This window comes from Thalassospira sp. MCCC 1A01428 (assembly GCF_002115825.1).
GTDB lineage: Bacteria > Pseudomonadota > Alphaproteobacteria > Rhodospirillales > Thalassospiraceae > Thalassospira.
In genome coordinates, this window is sequence record NZ_JFJZ01000013.1 from 14268 (window position 1) to 30525 (window position 16258).

Annotated in this window: 13 protein-coding genes; 6 read left to right on the forward strand and 7 right to left on the reverse strand. The window is 49.0% G+C overall.

The features are described from left to right. Positions 1-12: 12 nt before the first annotated feature. Positions 13-1650 carry a ShlB/FhaC/HecB family hemolysin secretion/activation protein gene (locus tag THS27_RS12275; protein WP_085591255.1) on the reverse strand — a complete coding sequence of 546 codons (1638 nt, stop codon included), beginning with the start codon at positions 1648-1650 and terminating at the stop codon, positions 13-15. A gap of 1259 nt (positions 1651-2909) precedes the next feature. On the opposite strand from THS27_RS12275, the gene THS27_RS12280 reads away from it, so the two are divergent. The 6 genes from THS27_RS12280 to THS27_RS12305 all read left to right on the forward strand — a co-directional run bounded on the left by THS27_RS12280 (position 2910) and on the right by THS27_RS12305 (position 10098). Continuing rightward, on the forward strand, positions 2910-4118 hold the full coding sequence (locus THS27_RS12280; RefSeq protein ID WP_139835565.1) for a winged helix-turn-helix transcriptional regulator: 1209 nt from the start codon (positions 2910-2912) through the stop codon (positions 4116-4118). A gap of 1101 nt (positions 4119-5219) precedes the next feature. Continuing rightward, complete coding sequence (locus tag THS27_RS12285) at positions 5220-6095, forward strand: ParA family protein (protein WP_085591259.1); 876 nt, start codon at positions 5220-5222, stop codon at positions 6093-6095. After that, on the forward strand, positions 6095-6577 hold the full coding sequence (locus THS27_RS12290) for a hypothetical protein (RefSeq protein WP_085591261.1): 483 nt from the start codon (positions 6095-6097) through the stop codon (positions 6575-6577). Before THS27_RS12285 ends, THS27_RS12290 begins: the two co-directional genes overlap by 1 nt. An 864-nt stretch (positions 6578-7441) precedes the next feature. Further along, positions 7442-8560: a replication initiator protein A gene (locus THS27_RS12295; RefSeq protein ID WP_246832945.1), complete on the forward strand. Its 1119-nt coding sequence runs from the start codon at positions 7442-7444 to the stop codon at positions 8558-8560. Between the two features lie 421 nt (positions 8561-8981). Continuing rightward, positions 8982-9551, forward strand: coding sequence for a helix-turn-helix domain-containing protein (locus tag THS27_RS12300; protein WP_085591263.1), 570 nt, complete (start codon positions 8982-8984; stop codon positions 9549-9551). Then, positions 9523-10098 (forward strand): N-acetyltransferase, encoded by a 576-nt coding sequence (locus tag THS27_RS12305; RefSeq protein WP_246832946.1) that lies wholly within the window; start codon positions 9523-9525, stop codon positions 10096-10098. Before THS27_RS12300 ends, THS27_RS12305 begins: the two co-directional genes overlap by 29 nt. A gap of 64 nt (positions 10099-10162) precedes the next feature. Here THS27_RS12305 and THS27_RS12310 read toward each other — a convergent pair whose 3' ends face one another. The 6 genes from THS27_RS12310 to THS27_RS12335 form a co-directional block, all read right to left on the reverse strand. Beyond that, the gene (locus THS27_RS12310; protein ID WP_085591267.1) at positions 10163-10618 is read right to left on the reverse strand and encodes a MaoC/PaaZ C-terminal domain-containing protein; all 456 of its coding nucleotides are present in this window, start codon (positions 10616-10618) and stop codon (positions 10163-10165) included. 333 nt (positions 10619-10951) lie between these two features. Next, positions 10952-11881 (reverse strand): carbohydrate kinase family protein, encoded by a 930-nt coding sequence (locus THS27_RS12315; protein WP_085591269.1) that lies wholly within the window; start codon positions 11879-11881, stop codon positions 10952-10954. Continuing rightward, a complete protein-coding gene (locus THS27_RS12320; protein ID WP_085591271.1) occupies positions 11878-12957 on the reverse strand; it encodes an ABC transporter ATP-binding protein in 1080 nt (359 codons plus the stop codon). Before THS27_RS12320 ends, THS27_RS12315 begins: the two co-directional genes overlap by 4 nt. Next, a complete protein-coding gene (gene argH / locus THS27_RS12325; protein WP_085591273.1) occupies positions 12954-14465 on the reverse strand; it encodes an argininosuccinate lyase in 1512 nt (503 codons plus the stop codon). Before argH ends, THS27_RS12320 begins: the two co-directional genes overlap by 4 nt. A gap of 4 nt (positions 14466-14469) precedes the next feature. Continuing rightward, on the reverse strand, positions 14470-15318 hold the full coding sequence (locus THS27_RS12330) for a carbohydrate ABC transporter permease (RefSeq protein ID WP_210402895.1): 849 nt from the start codon (positions 15316-15318) through the stop codon (positions 14470-14472). A gap of 1 nt (position 15319) precedes the next feature. Continuing rightward, on the reverse strand, positions 15320-16252 hold the full coding sequence (locus tag THS27_RS12335; protein WP_085591275.1) for a carbohydrate ABC transporter permease: 933 nt from the start codon (positions 16250-16252) through the stop codon (positions 15320-15322). Between the last annotated feature and the right edge of the window lie 6 nt (positions 16253-16258).

The following is a 16258-nucleotide window of genomic DNA, read 5'->3' on the forward strand; positions in this document are numbered from 1 at the left end:
TTTGACCCGCACTTAAAATTTGGCTGAAATGGTGAAGAAGGCTTGGGGCTTGGCGGAGGAATCCGCCGTCGGTTTTCGAAACCCCTTGGCCACTTCTGCCGATGCATAAAGATTTTCCAGAACATTCACCCGGATACCGCCGCCAAAGGACGACGCGCTGGTGCGTTCATGGGACACATTGTCGTCGATATCCCAAACCTGCCCGCTATCAACAAAGCTGTAAAACTGGACACCGTTAGGAAATATTTCAGGAAGATCGGGCGAATACCGCACTTCAAGCGATGTCGCCCAGCCGTCGTCCCCCGAGAATTCGTTGCTGTCAAAACCACGGCCATAATTGGCCCCGCCCAACGCCATTTCCTCGCTCGCCAGCAAAGGATTAACCGCATATTGCCCGGTTGCAGTCAAAAGCATGCTGACCCGGTCGGTTACCTGTTGCACACGGGTTAAATCGATGGTCGCCTTGGTAAAGGAGCCCCCGGCATCAGCGCGTGACCCCAGCGGGTCATCCTTGTCGGTTGCATTGAACACATCCAGCCCGCGATGCACGGTGGCCCGCACGGCGGTAATACCCTGGAAACTGTCGGTTAAGTCATAGCTGATCCCGGCACGCGCAATATGCAGGCGGTCCTGGTTAAATTCATTATCAAGAATATCGGTATCAATCGCGCGATATTCATATTCACCCGAAATACGCAAATTCTGTAACCGCGAACGGATCAGCGGATAGGTGGCAATCGCACGTTCGGCCATCACCACACTGTTGACTTCCAGGGCTTCAAGTTCTTTCCCCGGACGTGAACGGCCATAGCTGGAACTAAACCCCAGCATCAGGCCATCTTCGGAATACAGGCCCTGATAATTGGCGCTGAGCGACCATGACCGTTCAATCGGTGAGGAAAGCTGCGTCTGAATCGCCAGTTGGTCGGCATGGGTACCAAAGGAATTGAACTGCACCGCAGCCAACCCCTCGGCATTCCCCGAATAGGGCGAATTGCGATTGTCGGCCGACAGTGTCGCCGTACGGGCAACACGATCCGCCTCGACCAGCATTTCCGAACCGCCAGGCGCGGTTTCTGATGGTTTCAGGGTGGCGCGCACGGTCATTCCAGCCAGATCATTGGCCAGAAGCAGGCGCCGTTCCATTTCATCAACCGTCACCGGAGTTTTGCCAATCAACGGTGCGAGCAACCGTTTCACCGCCTCGCTAACCGGGCCGACATCTTCCTGCACGACGATGTCGGAAATAAAACCTTCAACAACACGGATTTTGAAATCGCCATTGGTAACTTCCTGGGGGGGGACCACCACGCGCGAAATGACATAACCGGCATTACGATATTTAAGTTCGATATTGGCCGCGATCTGAAAGGCATCCGCTACAGTGATGGTTTGCCCCATCCTGTCCTGGTAAAGCGGTGCCAGTTCATCGGGTGTAAAGGCCGTGGCACCTTCAATTTCAAAGGAATGCAAAACAAAGCTGGCTTTTTCCGCCCCGGCCGGAACTTCAACTGCCGACGCACCCGGCACAGAAATGCTGCCTGTCGTATCTGAAGGCTTTGGCAGGTCCGGCCTGGCAAGATCACGCCCCGCCTCTGCCCCCGAGGGTAGCTGCGACGGTACGGTTTGGGCCGAAACTTCGGAAACCATACCCAATACGAATAACGCACATGTGGCGGCACAGGACCAGACTATTTTTTCTCACGCGATTCCCCCAAGAACCCAAGTAGTTGGCCAAAAGCGATGCTTTTCGCCAAATGTAACCCAAAAACCTTTTACGGCATTTCGCTGTTGCATTCCCCGAAATGGCTAGGCCAATGCAGAGCGAAAACCATACTATCATATAGGTATAAACTGGCTATACCCTGTTTAAGAGAGTCAGTACATTTTTTTTTACGTGCGAGTAACCCGACAAATTCGCCACATACTTGAGTCTATGGTCAAACCCATATGATCAAATGTTTTTTGTTTAAATATTGAATTAATTTCCCTAATTTTCGCCCAAAATTTGCCCATGCTCAAACTCTTGCTTCATAACGCTTTTGGGTAGTTTTACTCATTTTACATGTGAATTTGAAGATCACGTCTCATTATGGACAGTCTCTGAAAACGACGGCAAATCGATGGTTTCATTTGCGAATTGATCGCAAAATTTTTCTTCTTCAATATTAATGTCACCTCGAATCAGCGCCGTCCAAAAGCTTAATCAAAATAAATCGGGTAATTTTTCCCGGCGAATCGATAATGGTGATGTCCGTCAAACACCGAACAGTTTCGGCCAGTAAATTGAGGCCACATTTTTCGACACCTCCGCAAAACCCCCTCCGGCATCTCAGCAACTCTGACTTTCACCCCCCTATCCTATTGGCGTTTTGCAGTCTGAACGCTTTTTACAGCATGCTTATCCCGTTCGCCTCCCAAGGCAGGACATGCAAATCCGGTCGGCTATTTCCCGGCTCTACACCAAGCATAAGAAGGCCGGAAACCGGCGGCGCTTTCTTCACCCCCGGCATCTGGTACAGCCGGGCAAGAAAATGCTCCGGTCACTCATTGCGGCTCTATCGCAAGAAAGCGGTAACTGTTTTACCCTATGCTGAATTTCGCGATAACGCCCTCTGCGAACATGCCGCACATACGAAACATTAATCTAATGCCCATATGCTTTATGTTCATTGCTGACAGGCTTGCTATTTCGGGCAATTAGCACACCGCAAGTGGCTATCGCGCTCCGAACAAGGCCCAAAGAGGAGGGCCGTACAAAACACTAAAATAGCCTGGATCAATCCTGCGAAAAAGATGATTTGCATTTAACCACTGAGATCATCAAAATAAGGGATATGTTATTTTTAAAACACCTTATTAAACATTTGCGTTAAAAGCAGAAATCGGGATCGGTAGAGGGACATCATTTGGAGCAAAATTCGTTCAAACTGACGTTAGACAAACTGCGACAGAACCTGGCTGACGACAGGCAAAAGATTGCAATGGAGACTGACGAGCTATACCGAGACATAGCCGTTGAAACAGCCCCTCCCCCGGCTCATATAAATCTCGATACGTCTGATTATGTGGGAACAGCGCTGAAAGCTGAACGAGTTCTTGGCCAACTTTCCGAACGGCTGAGCAATCCTGATAGAAAAATGCGCGTTGGCGTTGGCGCAGCACTTGCCGATGCCTGTGAAGCTGTTTCAGCCGAGGGACGCGGCGCAACTCCGCGCAGATTACTGCAGTTTTATGCTCATCTTGGCGAAACATCCGCCCATTTTGAAAACCTCAGCGGGGCCGCCGATGTGTTTGAAACTCTTTTATCATGTTACAACACCGGACACAGACCCTTAAGCCTTGAATTACTTATCCATATTGCAACACGGTCAAGCATACGCTCGCGTAATTGGCTTGAGCCCGGACAAACGGACAAATGGCGACAAATTGTTGCCGATCGTCACGTTCCCTGCCCTGTTCCCGAAAATACTATCGAACGACTTCACAGCCGTATCATGGAAATTTCACCTGATTCCGGGCTAATTGGCGCGGCCGACGCATTATATATAGTACTTGAGGTCATGAATCAGGCCCGCCTTGACAGCCTTGACCTTAATCTTCCTACATCGACCCGGCATTTGCAGATTGAAATAAGCGATCCCCAGGCTGCTTACTGGAATCGGATCGCTCGTATCATGGTCCCTTTTCTCATCAGCCATTTCTGCCAGGGAATATTTCTACCTGTCATTACAGGCGATGCACTAACCCGCCATCTGCCAAAAATTGCCGAACTTCTGGCAAGAAAAGCACCGTCACGTGTGGCACGGCAGTTCACCGTTAATATTCTTGCCGCATCACTAACTAAACTTGCCGACATAGACCGGCTGATAAACGAAAAATGGAGTCATGCCGATCATCTGACGCGACAGGGGCGCGGCACCAGCCTTGGCAAAATTAACACACATCTTTTTCAAACCGGCAGCATATGTGTTGCTGACATAATTAAAGACTGTAACATTACCCCACAAGCTGCCCATTATCAGATCAAACGCCTGTTGAAAGCTGGTGTTGTATCCCCCGGGCCGCGGGGAAAGCTTGGCGGTCATTACTTTCTTGACGTGTTACTTCAAATGTAAGCTCGCCCTTTTATAGCAATATGCACTTGATGACCTGGTTGTGATTTTAACAACCTGTCACCGACAACATGTAAAATAGTCCCCTCCACCAACTCGCGTGGAAATTTGTGTCAAAGCCAACACCCACCTGGAACATTTTAGGCACAGCCACCCTCACCCACACCACAGGCACGGCCCAAAATTTCAGGTCCTCAGGCTAAACGGCATGACACCGAACGGATTTTACCGTATGCTTGCACCCGATTTCGCGGGCAAAAGAACATTTTTTAAAGCATTAAAATCAATAAAAACAATTACTTGAATATAAAAAAACGAGTATCGTTTGTCGTTTATACGTAAGACGATAAACGTAAACACAATTATCGAAAAATGATTGATCGTTTATTGAACAACCGTGTAACCGTGTAACCGTGTAACCGTGTAACCGTGTAACCGTGTAACCGTGTAACCGTGTAACCGTGACACGAATATCGAATAATCCATATACGTAAATCGAAAACTTGATTGACGAGTAACGCTTTTCGAGAACCGATTAAACGATATTCGAAAAACGTTTATCGAATGATCGCGATACGTTTAAACGAAATTCACATTTGCAAATGTCGGTTGGTCGTGATACGATCATCGATAAATTGAGGAACGATTCAGGAAAAATCGAAAAGCACGTTATCGTGTTACGATTTTCGTAAGATGGATTTTCGATGATCGAGTAACGATACTCGTATATCGGAAAATGAATGTACGAGGCTCGAATTTGAGGTTTACGTAAATCGGGTAATCGAATTTTGATTTTCGGGAAACCGTAACTCAAAAATCAGAGGACCGGAAAACGAAGGATGCTTTCTCGATTACCGAAAAAGGCATTATCGATCATTCGATTTTCGAAAAACGAAAACGACAATCTCGGAAAGGCAACAAACGCAACACCGAAAACCGCAGCACGACCAAGCGTTTTTCGTATCTACGAATTCGCATAAATCGAATCCCCGCCAATCACATTTCGGATTACGTATGTCGATTATCGACTTTCAAAGGATCGATATACGTAATCCGGTTACCAACCAGGGCCGAAGCTGAACCAACGAGGTCAAGGAACACCAAATGGCACGCTATAATTACGACTTGCCGTCGGATCTGATTGAACAGGTACGGGCAAAAGGGCCCATGGTAATCGCCACCCTTAATGAAAAAGGCGGTGTCGGCAAAACTACCCTTACTTTTCAGATTTGCGTCCATCTTGCTGAAGCAGGATTGAAAGTTCTGGCGGTTGACCTTGACCCGCAAGGAAACCTGACCAAAACAACCTTACGCTATGGCGAATTACAACATGATCGGGTTTTTAACGATACCGACGTTGATCGCGCCAACTCCATGACCATTTTTTCAAACGCCAATGAACGTGTCAAACCTCTGCCGGTCAGCGAAAACCTTGCTTTAAATACCGGGAATACAAACCTTGTTGCCTTAATGGGCATCCAGCATGATCTGTTGCTGGAACTTGACGAATACCTCGCCCGACAAACCGATTATGACGTCATCATTATCGATTGCCCGCCAACACCGGGCAACCACGTGACGGCCGCAGCAATGGCCGCAGACTATGTATTGTCCCCTGCCAATGCCGATGAATATTCGTCTGATGCTATTAAAAATGTGGTTAAAACCATTACCCGGTTCAAACGCAAATATAATCCGGGCCTTAACCTGCTCGGTGTCATCCTCAATGACGTCGATAACAGTTCCAAAATCAAAAAAGATTATATTGAACTGATGCGGGGCGAGGGGGCCGACCCTGACGAGTTCTATTATGGAATTCGCGACAAAATATTTGAAGCCAGGCTTGGCAAGCGGGTAGCATTTCAGGAATCCCAAACGGTTGGCATGCCAATCACGCGCTATCAGCGTGGCAATGCTGCCGATGAAATGTATGCCTTTCTACTTGAACTGCTAAACCGTCTAAACAAGGAGGACGCGTAATGGCGACCAAACCGAATTTCGCCCGTCTCGCCCGCCGTGAACGCGTTAAAAAAGTTCCTCCGCGCCCTGAAGACCTTGCCGAAATCTGGAGCCCGGACGAAACGGCTGCTGACATCGCTGACGCCCAGGAACATGCAACAACAGAACCGGCATCTCCAGACCAGGAAGCATCGGGGCCTCTCAATACACCAGCCACGGCGCCGGCCTCAGCCGCAGCAAATGTCCGCGATATCCATTCCGGCAAGGAATATATCGGTTTGCTGCGGATAGAAACCAAAGTGGACGAGGCCGTTGATCACGTCATACGAATGCTGGTTCGCAAACGCAAAGCCAACTTGCAAAAGAACGACCCGTTACCGGAAGGTGAAGAATATACCCGAGCCGATTTTATGCGCGAGGCGTTAATCCGCTTCTGTCGGGACCTTGATAGCAATTTTGACGACCGAATCGAGCTTCAACGCAAGGTTATGGAAGAAGATTAAAAGTTCGTAACATCGCGGACAATTCCATAACACAATGCCATCTCTGAACGACCTTAAAAACGGCGGTTTTCCTACAGAACTGCCGTTTTTTATTAAAACGGAGTAGGTTAACAATCCTCCGCTTAAACTCGCCCCAATCAAAATCGTACTATATCGTCCTGCATCTAAATTGGCCGATTTCGATATTAAAGACGTAATCTGCCAGATAACCATGCCGATAACTGGTTCTGAAGACCTAAAGTTTTCTTCAAACACCCGAAATCTCTTAATGATGGATGGTTATCCCAAAATCCGCGCTATCAGCTCCAGGGCAGGGTATTCTCACGGTACATCTTCGGCATTTCGCGGACCATTTTTACGCCAAATGTCCTCATACCTTCCCGACAATGCCTTCAGAATGTCGTCCACTTCGTCTTTAGCTGCCTTCTATCATGTCCGCGATGTACCGATTCGACCCGGAAACGATTCGTTATAACGCGGACAAATCAACGTTAAACATTTGGAAATACTTTTTAAAGCATCGGTTTAACAACAAAAATCATTTAATATCAGCAACTTAATAAAATTGACTACCAAAATGTAAACCGGCACGCTTTAACCTGCTCGTCACAACGCGGACAAAACCGTAAAACTGCGTCTCAAAAACGAATGAAACAGGGCCTTAAAAAAAATCGGCCAAACACGGTCCTGATGAATACGACCGTGAAATGCCGAATATTCAAGCCGCTAGCATTCGTTTTTCTCGTCACAACGCGGACATTTTTGCTCGGTACATCGCGGACAAATACGAATCAATACATTGATATATCGGGCAGATTTGACCAAACTCGTCACAACGCGGACAAAAGGGAAAAGGGTTTACAGGTGGCGAGTTCTCAACAGGTAGATCTTTTTCTGGATCAGCTGGTCGACGGTGCGCCATTCAAGGACGACCGGATGCTGATGGAACATCCATGGTTCTCCCTGACCAAGCAGCCACGCCGGACCCCGTTTCATTATAGCCGGGGCGGGGTTGATATTCGTATCGAGCCCGGTGCCAAAGGCATGGCAAATATCTATGACAAAGACCTGCTGATGTATCTGGGGTCGATCATTAATGAAAAGCTGGAACGCGGAGAGAAGGTTAGCGATCGCAAGATAACCTTCGCGGCGCACGACTTTTTGCGGTCGACAAAACGCCAGACATCCAAACGCGGCTATACGCTTTTTCTTGATATGCTGGAACGACTTGACGGCACACGCGTGCGAACAAACGTTGAGTCAGGCAATGACAAAATCCGCTCCGGTTTTGGCTGGATCGAAAGCTATCGCATCATTGAACGCAAAACAAAAAATGGTCGGTCCATGATGGCCGGGGTGGAAGTAACCCTGAATGAATGGATGTTCAAAGCCATCGTCATTGACCGCCGGGTTCTGACCATCAGTCCACGGTATTTCGATCTGTCAAAAGGCCTTGAAAGGCGCATTTACGAACTGGCTCGCAAACATTGCGGACAACAGCGCAGCTGGTTGATCAGCATTCCGTCACTTAAGGAAAAATGCGGATCAGACCGCGAAGAACGCAAATTCCGGGCTGACCTCGGCAAAATTATCATTGATGCCAATATCCCTGATTATAGCCTTAAAATGGGCAAATCCGCCGATTTTGACAGTGCTTTCAAAAGCCGGAACCCCAAGGAATGGATGCTGGAGGTTCGCCCCATACGTCCGCAAAGTGACGAACCGATCGAAGCAGCTGCCAATCCGGCCGAAGAAAGCCCCGATAAACTGTTTGAAATCGGCGATACACGCTTTCGCCCCAAGCCATTATCGATCCACGTCATCAACAATGCCCGTGAGCGCTTTCCAGAGTGGGACATAGACCATCTGGAGCGCGAATGGGCAGGTTCAAGCCAAAGAAACCAGCTGGTCATCAAGGACCCAGAAAAGGCCTTCATGGCGTTCTGCGAACGGTATGTTGCCAACCGCAGTATCGATATGTAACCCGTCCTGTGGATAAGTTTTGACAGTCAACAGCACATCACGGACGAAAGATCGGTACATCGCGGACAAAGGTTCGATACTTTGCGGTCGTGCTTTTGCGGACGTGATATTTGATACATCGCGGACAATTCATCGATACATCGCGGACGTCTAACTGCCCCGGACTCCTGAAAACAAAAAGGAGTCTCTGCCATCCGTAACTTATCTAACTTTACTCTAACACTCTTTATTAACTCATATAACAAATCTAAGGGCAGGGACGTTATATTCTGATTAATATTTTGTTAATGAATAAAACGACTTGGCAAACATCACGGGCAACACGAAGGCAGAAATTACCCAATTGTCCGCGTTATCATCAAAACGTTTTGCCAATAAAAAAAGGCTTGCGCCGTTCCATTTTTGGGAATAAATCCCACATATGGAACAGGCACCCGAAAACAGCATAGATATCAAAATAGCAACCCATCTCAAGGTACTGCGCCAAAACCACGGCTGGACGCTTGAAACTCTGGCAAACAATAGCGGTATCAGCAAATCAACCCTTTCCCGACTGGAAAAAGCGGACGTCAGTGCCACCACCATCCTGCTCGCCAGGTTATGCTCTACATATGGAATTACATTATCCAGGCTGATCTATATGGCCGAAGAAAATAATTTTACGCCTCTGATCCTCAATAATGATCAGGAAATCTGGGCAGATCCCGACACCGGCTTTATTCGCCGTTCACTGTCACCTCCTACAGGGCGTCTGAGAGGTGAAGTGCTGGAGTGCATGATACCAGCCGATACCACGATAACATACGCCCAGCCGCCGCAAACGGGGCTGGAGCATCATCTTGTCATGCAGGCCGGGAAACTAACCCTGACACTTGATGATAAACAATATGTTCTGAACCAGGGTGATTGTCTGCGCTATCAGCTATCAGGTTCAAGCAGTTTTCAAACATCACCAGATCACATTGCCCGTTACCAGCTATTCATTCTGTGAGACAAACATGACGAAAATAAGCACGCTTGAAATTGATAGCTATGACGGGACACAGCTGCAAATACAGATCGACGCTTTTGCTAGATTGCTTCATGCCTGCGTGCAAAGTGGAGCCAGCATCAGTTTTGTTCAGCCCTTCACAATTAATGCAGCCAAAGACTTCTGGCATCAAAAGGTGTTGCCTGGCGTTCTTGACGGGAGCCGAATTTTACTTATTGCCAAAATTGAAGGACAGCTTGCCGGCTGCGTTCAGCTTGATTGCGATACACCGCCCAATCAACCTCACCGTGCCGAAGTTGCCAAATTATTGGTGCATCCTGCATTTCGTCGTAAAGGCATTGCACGAGCGCTAATGCTCGCCCTGGAAGATGCAGCCCGGCAGCGCCAACGTCGCCTGATCACCCTTGATACGCGCACAGGCGACCATGCCGAACCTTTATATCGCACACTAGGCTATCAAACAGTTGGAACCATTCCCGAATATGCCAAAGACCCTTTTACAGATACATTTGATGCAACGACGATAATGTACAAATTGATCACGTGATGTTGGCTGAAAACCAAAAAATAGCTTTGCCCATCATTTGATGCAAGTCAGCTACAATGGTTTATCAAGCAGTGGCTTGACGGCGTTCAACCATTAAAACGTGGCTTGCCGTTAGAACGGTTTCGTTTTTCTGGTTTACGACATCAATTTGTTCAATTACTTCGCCAAAATCCGGGTTATCTGCCATTGTTTTCAAATCACCAATCGTGATCCTTGATTTAAGCGTATCGCCTATAAAAACGGGGCGGACAAACCGTATGCGGTCGTAACCCGATGAAAACGCGCCCGGGTTGTTGGCCGATTGTGCTGCCAAACCAATGCCAAATGCAAAAACCATCGTGCCATGAGCAATGCGACGTTCAAACGGTGTATGTTTGGCATATTCCGCATCCATATGATGTGGAGAAAAATCACCGGTATGACCTGCATGTACGACAATATCGGTTTCTGTGATGGTGCGCGCAGGACTGTGGCGGATGTGGCCAATACGGTAATCTTCAAAAAACTGCTTTTTTTCCACGCCATTGTCCTGTGTGTTGCGCCAAGGTCATGCACCTGCATTAGCCTGGCAGGCTGGGGAAATTCATTAAAAAAGACTTTTAATCATTTTAGCAATGGTTTGGCATGCTTGCCAATTGATCATGACAAAAAACACACCCGTATAAAACAGGCATGCTTCACCATATAGTGACTATGAGAAAGTTTAGGCAGGCATGACAACAAATGGCAGAATTTTGCCAGGATAATTGCCCTATAGCATAGATGGGACGGCAAGCCGGGCATCCGTCAGCATGTGATGGCGCCCGACAATGCGAATTTAAAAAAGCGTCAAGATTAAACGACGCGCCTAAGTCTAAGCCACGACATGCTGACGGGATGATAAGTTGCTTGCTCCACCGGCCATTTGCACAGCTTTACTACCGGCTTCAATCCCTGCTTTCAGGCACTCTATTGCGGGTAATTTTTTTAACCAGAAATCCAGAAAACCCGCATTAAAGGCATCGCCAGCTCCGGTTGTATCCACAACCTGTACCGACGGGGCTGGGTGGTGCAAAATATCGCCCTCTATCGCAATATATGCCCCGCCCATACCAATTTTTAAGGTGACAACACGAAAAGACCGGGCCAACACCTTTAAGGCAGACAAAGCGTCTTCCTGCCCGGTTATCGCACGGGCTTCTTCCAGATTGGGCATAAAAATATCAATCCCGGCCGCGTTTTGAAGGATCTGGCTGCCGTGAATAAGGGTTTCATCCCAGCTTGGATCCAGAGATATGGTCAATCCACAGTCACGCGCCTGTTCAACCAGATCCGGGATTTCATGTAATGTTGCATATTCGGCAATATGCAAATGGCGGGCTTGTTTCCATTGCCAGGCCTTTGACAAAGTCGCCGGACGTGCTTTCCCGGCCCGGCGAGACAAAAAGGCACGGTCATTGTCCTGAATGGTTACAACCGTCACCTGTGGTCCGGCATCGGGGGAAATTTCCAAAAATTGTAACTCAATGCCACTTTGTTCCAATGTTGCCCGTAAAACAGCCGATAGCGGGTCTGTGCCAACCCGGCTGAGCAGGGCTGCCGGGCGACCTGAATGATGTAAATGTGCAGCCGTGATAAAGGCACCGCCGCCAGCCTCAATCGCGAGGTTTTGTGCAAAAACCTCGCGGCCAAGAACCGGCATATTTTCCACACCGGTAAACAGCAAGTCACAATAGGTTCGGCCAATACACAAAACGCCGCCGGCATTGTGTGGGGCAGGGGGAGGAGATGTTTTTGTATTCATGGGCGCATCAAAGCCTTCTGACTGTCGCTGTCAAAAAAATACAGGCTTTCAACATTAGCTGTGACAGAAACAGTTTGACCCGCGGCCAACTGATGAAGGGCAGGGGCCGATGCAATGATAACACCATCTGCCGTATCAATATGCACCAGCGTTTCCGACCCCAATGGTTCCAGAACCAGTATTTCCCCGTTAAGGGTCAGACCGGTTTTATCAGTAGGTTCCCCAACCGTCAGGGCATGGGACCGTACCCCCACTGAAACATTGCTGTTTACGGCTACTTTGGGCGATGCAACGGACAAAACAGCATTGGCGTTTTGCGCAACCAGACCGTTTTGCGTGGCAATTGCACTAATCATGTTCATCGACGGGTTGCCAATAAACCGGGCCGTGAAAATGTCAGACGGGTTTTCATAAAGATCGGTCGGCGAGCCACTTTGCAAAATATAACCATCTCGCATGATAACAATTCGGTCTGCCATTGTCATGGCTTCAACCTGGTCATGGGTGACATAGACAATCGTGCTTTTTAACCGCTGATGCAGGCGTTTGATTTCGATGCGCATTTGCGAGCGTAACTGTGCATCGAGATTGGAAAGTGGCTCATCAAACAAAAACGCCACCGGGTTGCGTACCATGGCACGGCCAATGGCAACACGCTGGCGTTGCCCGCCCGAAAGGGCGGATGGTTTACGGTCCAGTAATTCAACCAGACCCAGCATTTCGGCTGTTTCCTCGATGCGTTTGTTTTTATCGGCTTTTGACATTTTGGCGGTATAAAGCCCAAAGCCGATATTCTGGCGGACAGACATATGCGGATAAATCGCATAGTTCTGAAAAACCATGGCGATGTTGCGTTCTTTGGGTTCGTGTTCGTTTACAACTTCACCACCAATGCGCAAATCACCACCGGTGATCGGTTCCAGCCCCGCAATCATACGCAATGTGGTTGATTTTCCGCAGCCCGACGGGCCAACAAGAACAACAAATTCGCCATCCTTAACCGTCAGGTCAATGCCGTGAATGGTTTCAATGGCACCATATTTTTTGGTGATTTTTTCCAGTTGAATTTCGGTCATGCGCTGGCTCCCGGCAAGGCATTGAATTCTGATTGAAGCAGGTTATCGGCATCTTTTGCGCGCTTGATATAAGCCGAAAGGCCAGCGCGCAGGTTTGATAAGGTATCGCGATAACATGCAAGTGCCTCAGTTATGGCTGTGTCGCCGGGGCCGCCAAAACGGTCGCGCACGGCGACAAAATGGCGGGCCGAAACCACAGATGCAAACCGCTCTGCATCCATTTTCGTTTCCCGGCCGGTGCTTTGGACAAAGGCCTGTTTGAACGGGGCATAGCCATCAATTGTTAAATCGCCGTTCATCGCCACAATGGTTTTGGCTACATGGGCGGCAATTTCATGGGCCTCGCGGAACGATAAACCTTCATTGCGCACCAGGTCATCGGCCAGTTCGGTAATCGTGATGCAGGATTTGCGAATGTTTTCCGAAACCTTGTCTTCGTTGATTTGAACGGCGGAAACAAAGCTGGTCATAAGGTCAATCACACGGCCTGCCGTGGTAAAGGCCTGATAGCCAAATGCCTGGGTTTCGCCTTCGCTGTCATTCATGTCGGTAAAGGGTGTGTTATGCATGATTTCGATCATGCCGCGCGCACGGGCAAAAGTCTGGCTCGCCAGCAGGCGCATATGTTCAATCGGCACCGGGTTGCGTTTTTGCGGCATGATTGACGAAATTTGCACCAGTGCATTGGGTACATAAAGCTGCCCGACCTCGAAACTGGACCAGAATTGAAAATCCTGTATCGGCCGGCCAAGATGAAGGAACAGCAGTTCGATCGCCCCATAGGTGCCGCTGACATAATCAATCGCGGCAATGCAGCTGTATGAATTGCGCAAGGGGGCATCAAACCCCAATAATTCGGCCATCCGGTGCCGGTCAATGTTAAAACCCGATGTCGTAATGGCCGCTGCCCCCATCGGTGACAGGTTGACTGTCGCCAGCGCATCAAGCAGGCGTTTTGCATCGCGTAGCAAAACTTCGATCAGGGCTGAAAGATAATGGCCAAAGCTGGTGGGTTGGGCCGGCTGACCGTGGGTATAGGCCACAATCAGGGTATCTTTTTCGGCCTCGGCCTTGTTAATGGCGGTTTCAAGCAATGTCAGGATTTTGCCCAGCAACCCGGTAATTTTGGAACGGAGCTGCAATTTGAACAGGGTATGATCGATATCGTTACGGGACCGGGCCGTGTGCAGGCGCCCGCCTAAATCCGCGCCAAGGCGGGTTTTTAATTCCTTCTCAATCAAAAAGAAAAAATCTTCGACCTCGCCGGTATAAACCAGTGTTGCCGGGTCAATTTCCTGTTCAATTGCCATAAGGGCATTGGCAATTTTGCCAGCCTGATCGTCGCCCAGAATTTTCTGTTCGCGCAGCATCACCAGATGGGCGCGGTCAATGCGCTGAAAATCATGGGCGAAATGGTCACGTGCGCCATCAAATAACGGCCCCAGAACCGTGTTTTTATAGACGGGATCGGGAAATGTGCTGTGATCGGTGTAAGGTGTTTTTGCCACGGTCTTATCCTTTCAACCCGGCCAGCATGATGCCGCGCACGATAAAGCGTTGCAGAACCAGAAACACAAGCAGGGTGGGAATGGTGGCAAGGGCAGCACCGGTCATGATCTTTTCCCACTGGATGGATTGCTCGATGGCAAAACTGGTGAGACCAACAGGCAGGGTGTAAAATTCCTGACTGGTTGTCACAATCAGCGGCCAGAAAAAGGCTGTCCAGTTACCCAGAAACGTGAAAATGGCAAGGGCGGACAGGGCAGGGGTGACCAGGGGCAGGGCAATTTTCCACCAGATCTGAAATTCATTCAGGCCGTCAATGCGGGCGGCTTCAAGAAAATCATTGGGGACGGTTTCAAAAAACTGCTTCATTAAAAACGTGCCAAAGGCCGTCATCATGCCGGGGAACATCACCCCCCAATAAGTATCAATCCAGCCCAGCTTGCTCGCCATCAGATACCACGGGATCACCAGCATTTCGGTGGGGATCATCAATGTTGACAGAATGGCGAGAAAGATCAGATAGCGTCCGCGAAAGTCGAATTTCGCCAGGGTATAGCCTACCAGACTGTCAAAAAAGACGTTGGACAGGGTAACGGTGGTGGCAATGCCCAGTGAATTGCCAAACCAGCGCAAAAAGCGTCCGTCCGACAGGACCTGAATATAGTTATCCAGTGTCGGATATTCGGGAAACAGGCGCATGTCGTACACTTGGCTGGCATCCTTAAAGGATGTGCCAAACATAAACAGGATCGGGGTGATCATGATCAGGCCGCCGATCAAAAGAACAGCCCAGGTTATGATGCGTCCGGGGTGGGCTTTGGCCTGCATCAGGCCTTCTGAAATTGTCGTGCTCATCTCAACGTTCCCTCATCACCCAAAGCTGCATCAGCGAAACAACCAGCAAAATGGTGAATAAAACCACTGTCTGTGCTGCGGCATAGCCCATTTGATAGGACGAGAATGCGCTTTGATAAATCATCAGAACCAGTGGTTTGGTAGAATTTAACGGCCCACCGGGATCGTTGGTGGTGATGTTGTAAACCTGGTCAAAAATTCGCAAAAACCCGATCGAGGAAAACACCACCAGAAAAACAGTGGTCGGCTTTAACAGGGGGAGAGTGATTTTGCGCAAGATTGCCATCTCACCCAGCCCGTCGATGCGCGCAGCTTCATAATAGGTTTGCGGGATAGCACGAAGTCCGGCCATGAAAATGACAATTTGAAAGCCAATACCGGCCCAAATCGCGGTTGCCAGCACCGATGGCAATGCCTGGTCAACTGACCGGATAAACGGTTGCTGGGCAATGCCGAAATCAGATAGAAAACCGTTGATAATGCCAATCGGAACAGGTTGATAGAACCAGCGCCAGACCCAGGCCATTGCCGATGCCGTGGTCAGGAACGGCAGGAAATACAGGGCACGAATAAAGCCCTGCATAAACCGCACCCGGTCAAGGAAATAGGCAATGATGAAAGCAAAGAACAGACTAAGCGGTGTGCCGACCAGCAGGTAGGTGAAGGTGTTTTTAAAGACCTGCCAGAATTGCGGATCGTTAAACAGATGTCGGTAATTGTCCAGACCGATGAAATTGGGTTCGCTTAGCAAATCCCAGTCGGTAAAGGACAGCCAGAAGGCATCCAGTGTTGGATAAAAACGGATCCATGAATAGAAAATGATCGGCAGTGCCAGAAACCCCCATGCCCATAAAACCCGTTTGGTTTGCATGCGCAGGCGTTTCCGGCTGCGCCCCGCGGGGGGCGCAACCTGTGTGTTATTGGCCGAGGTCATGGCGTT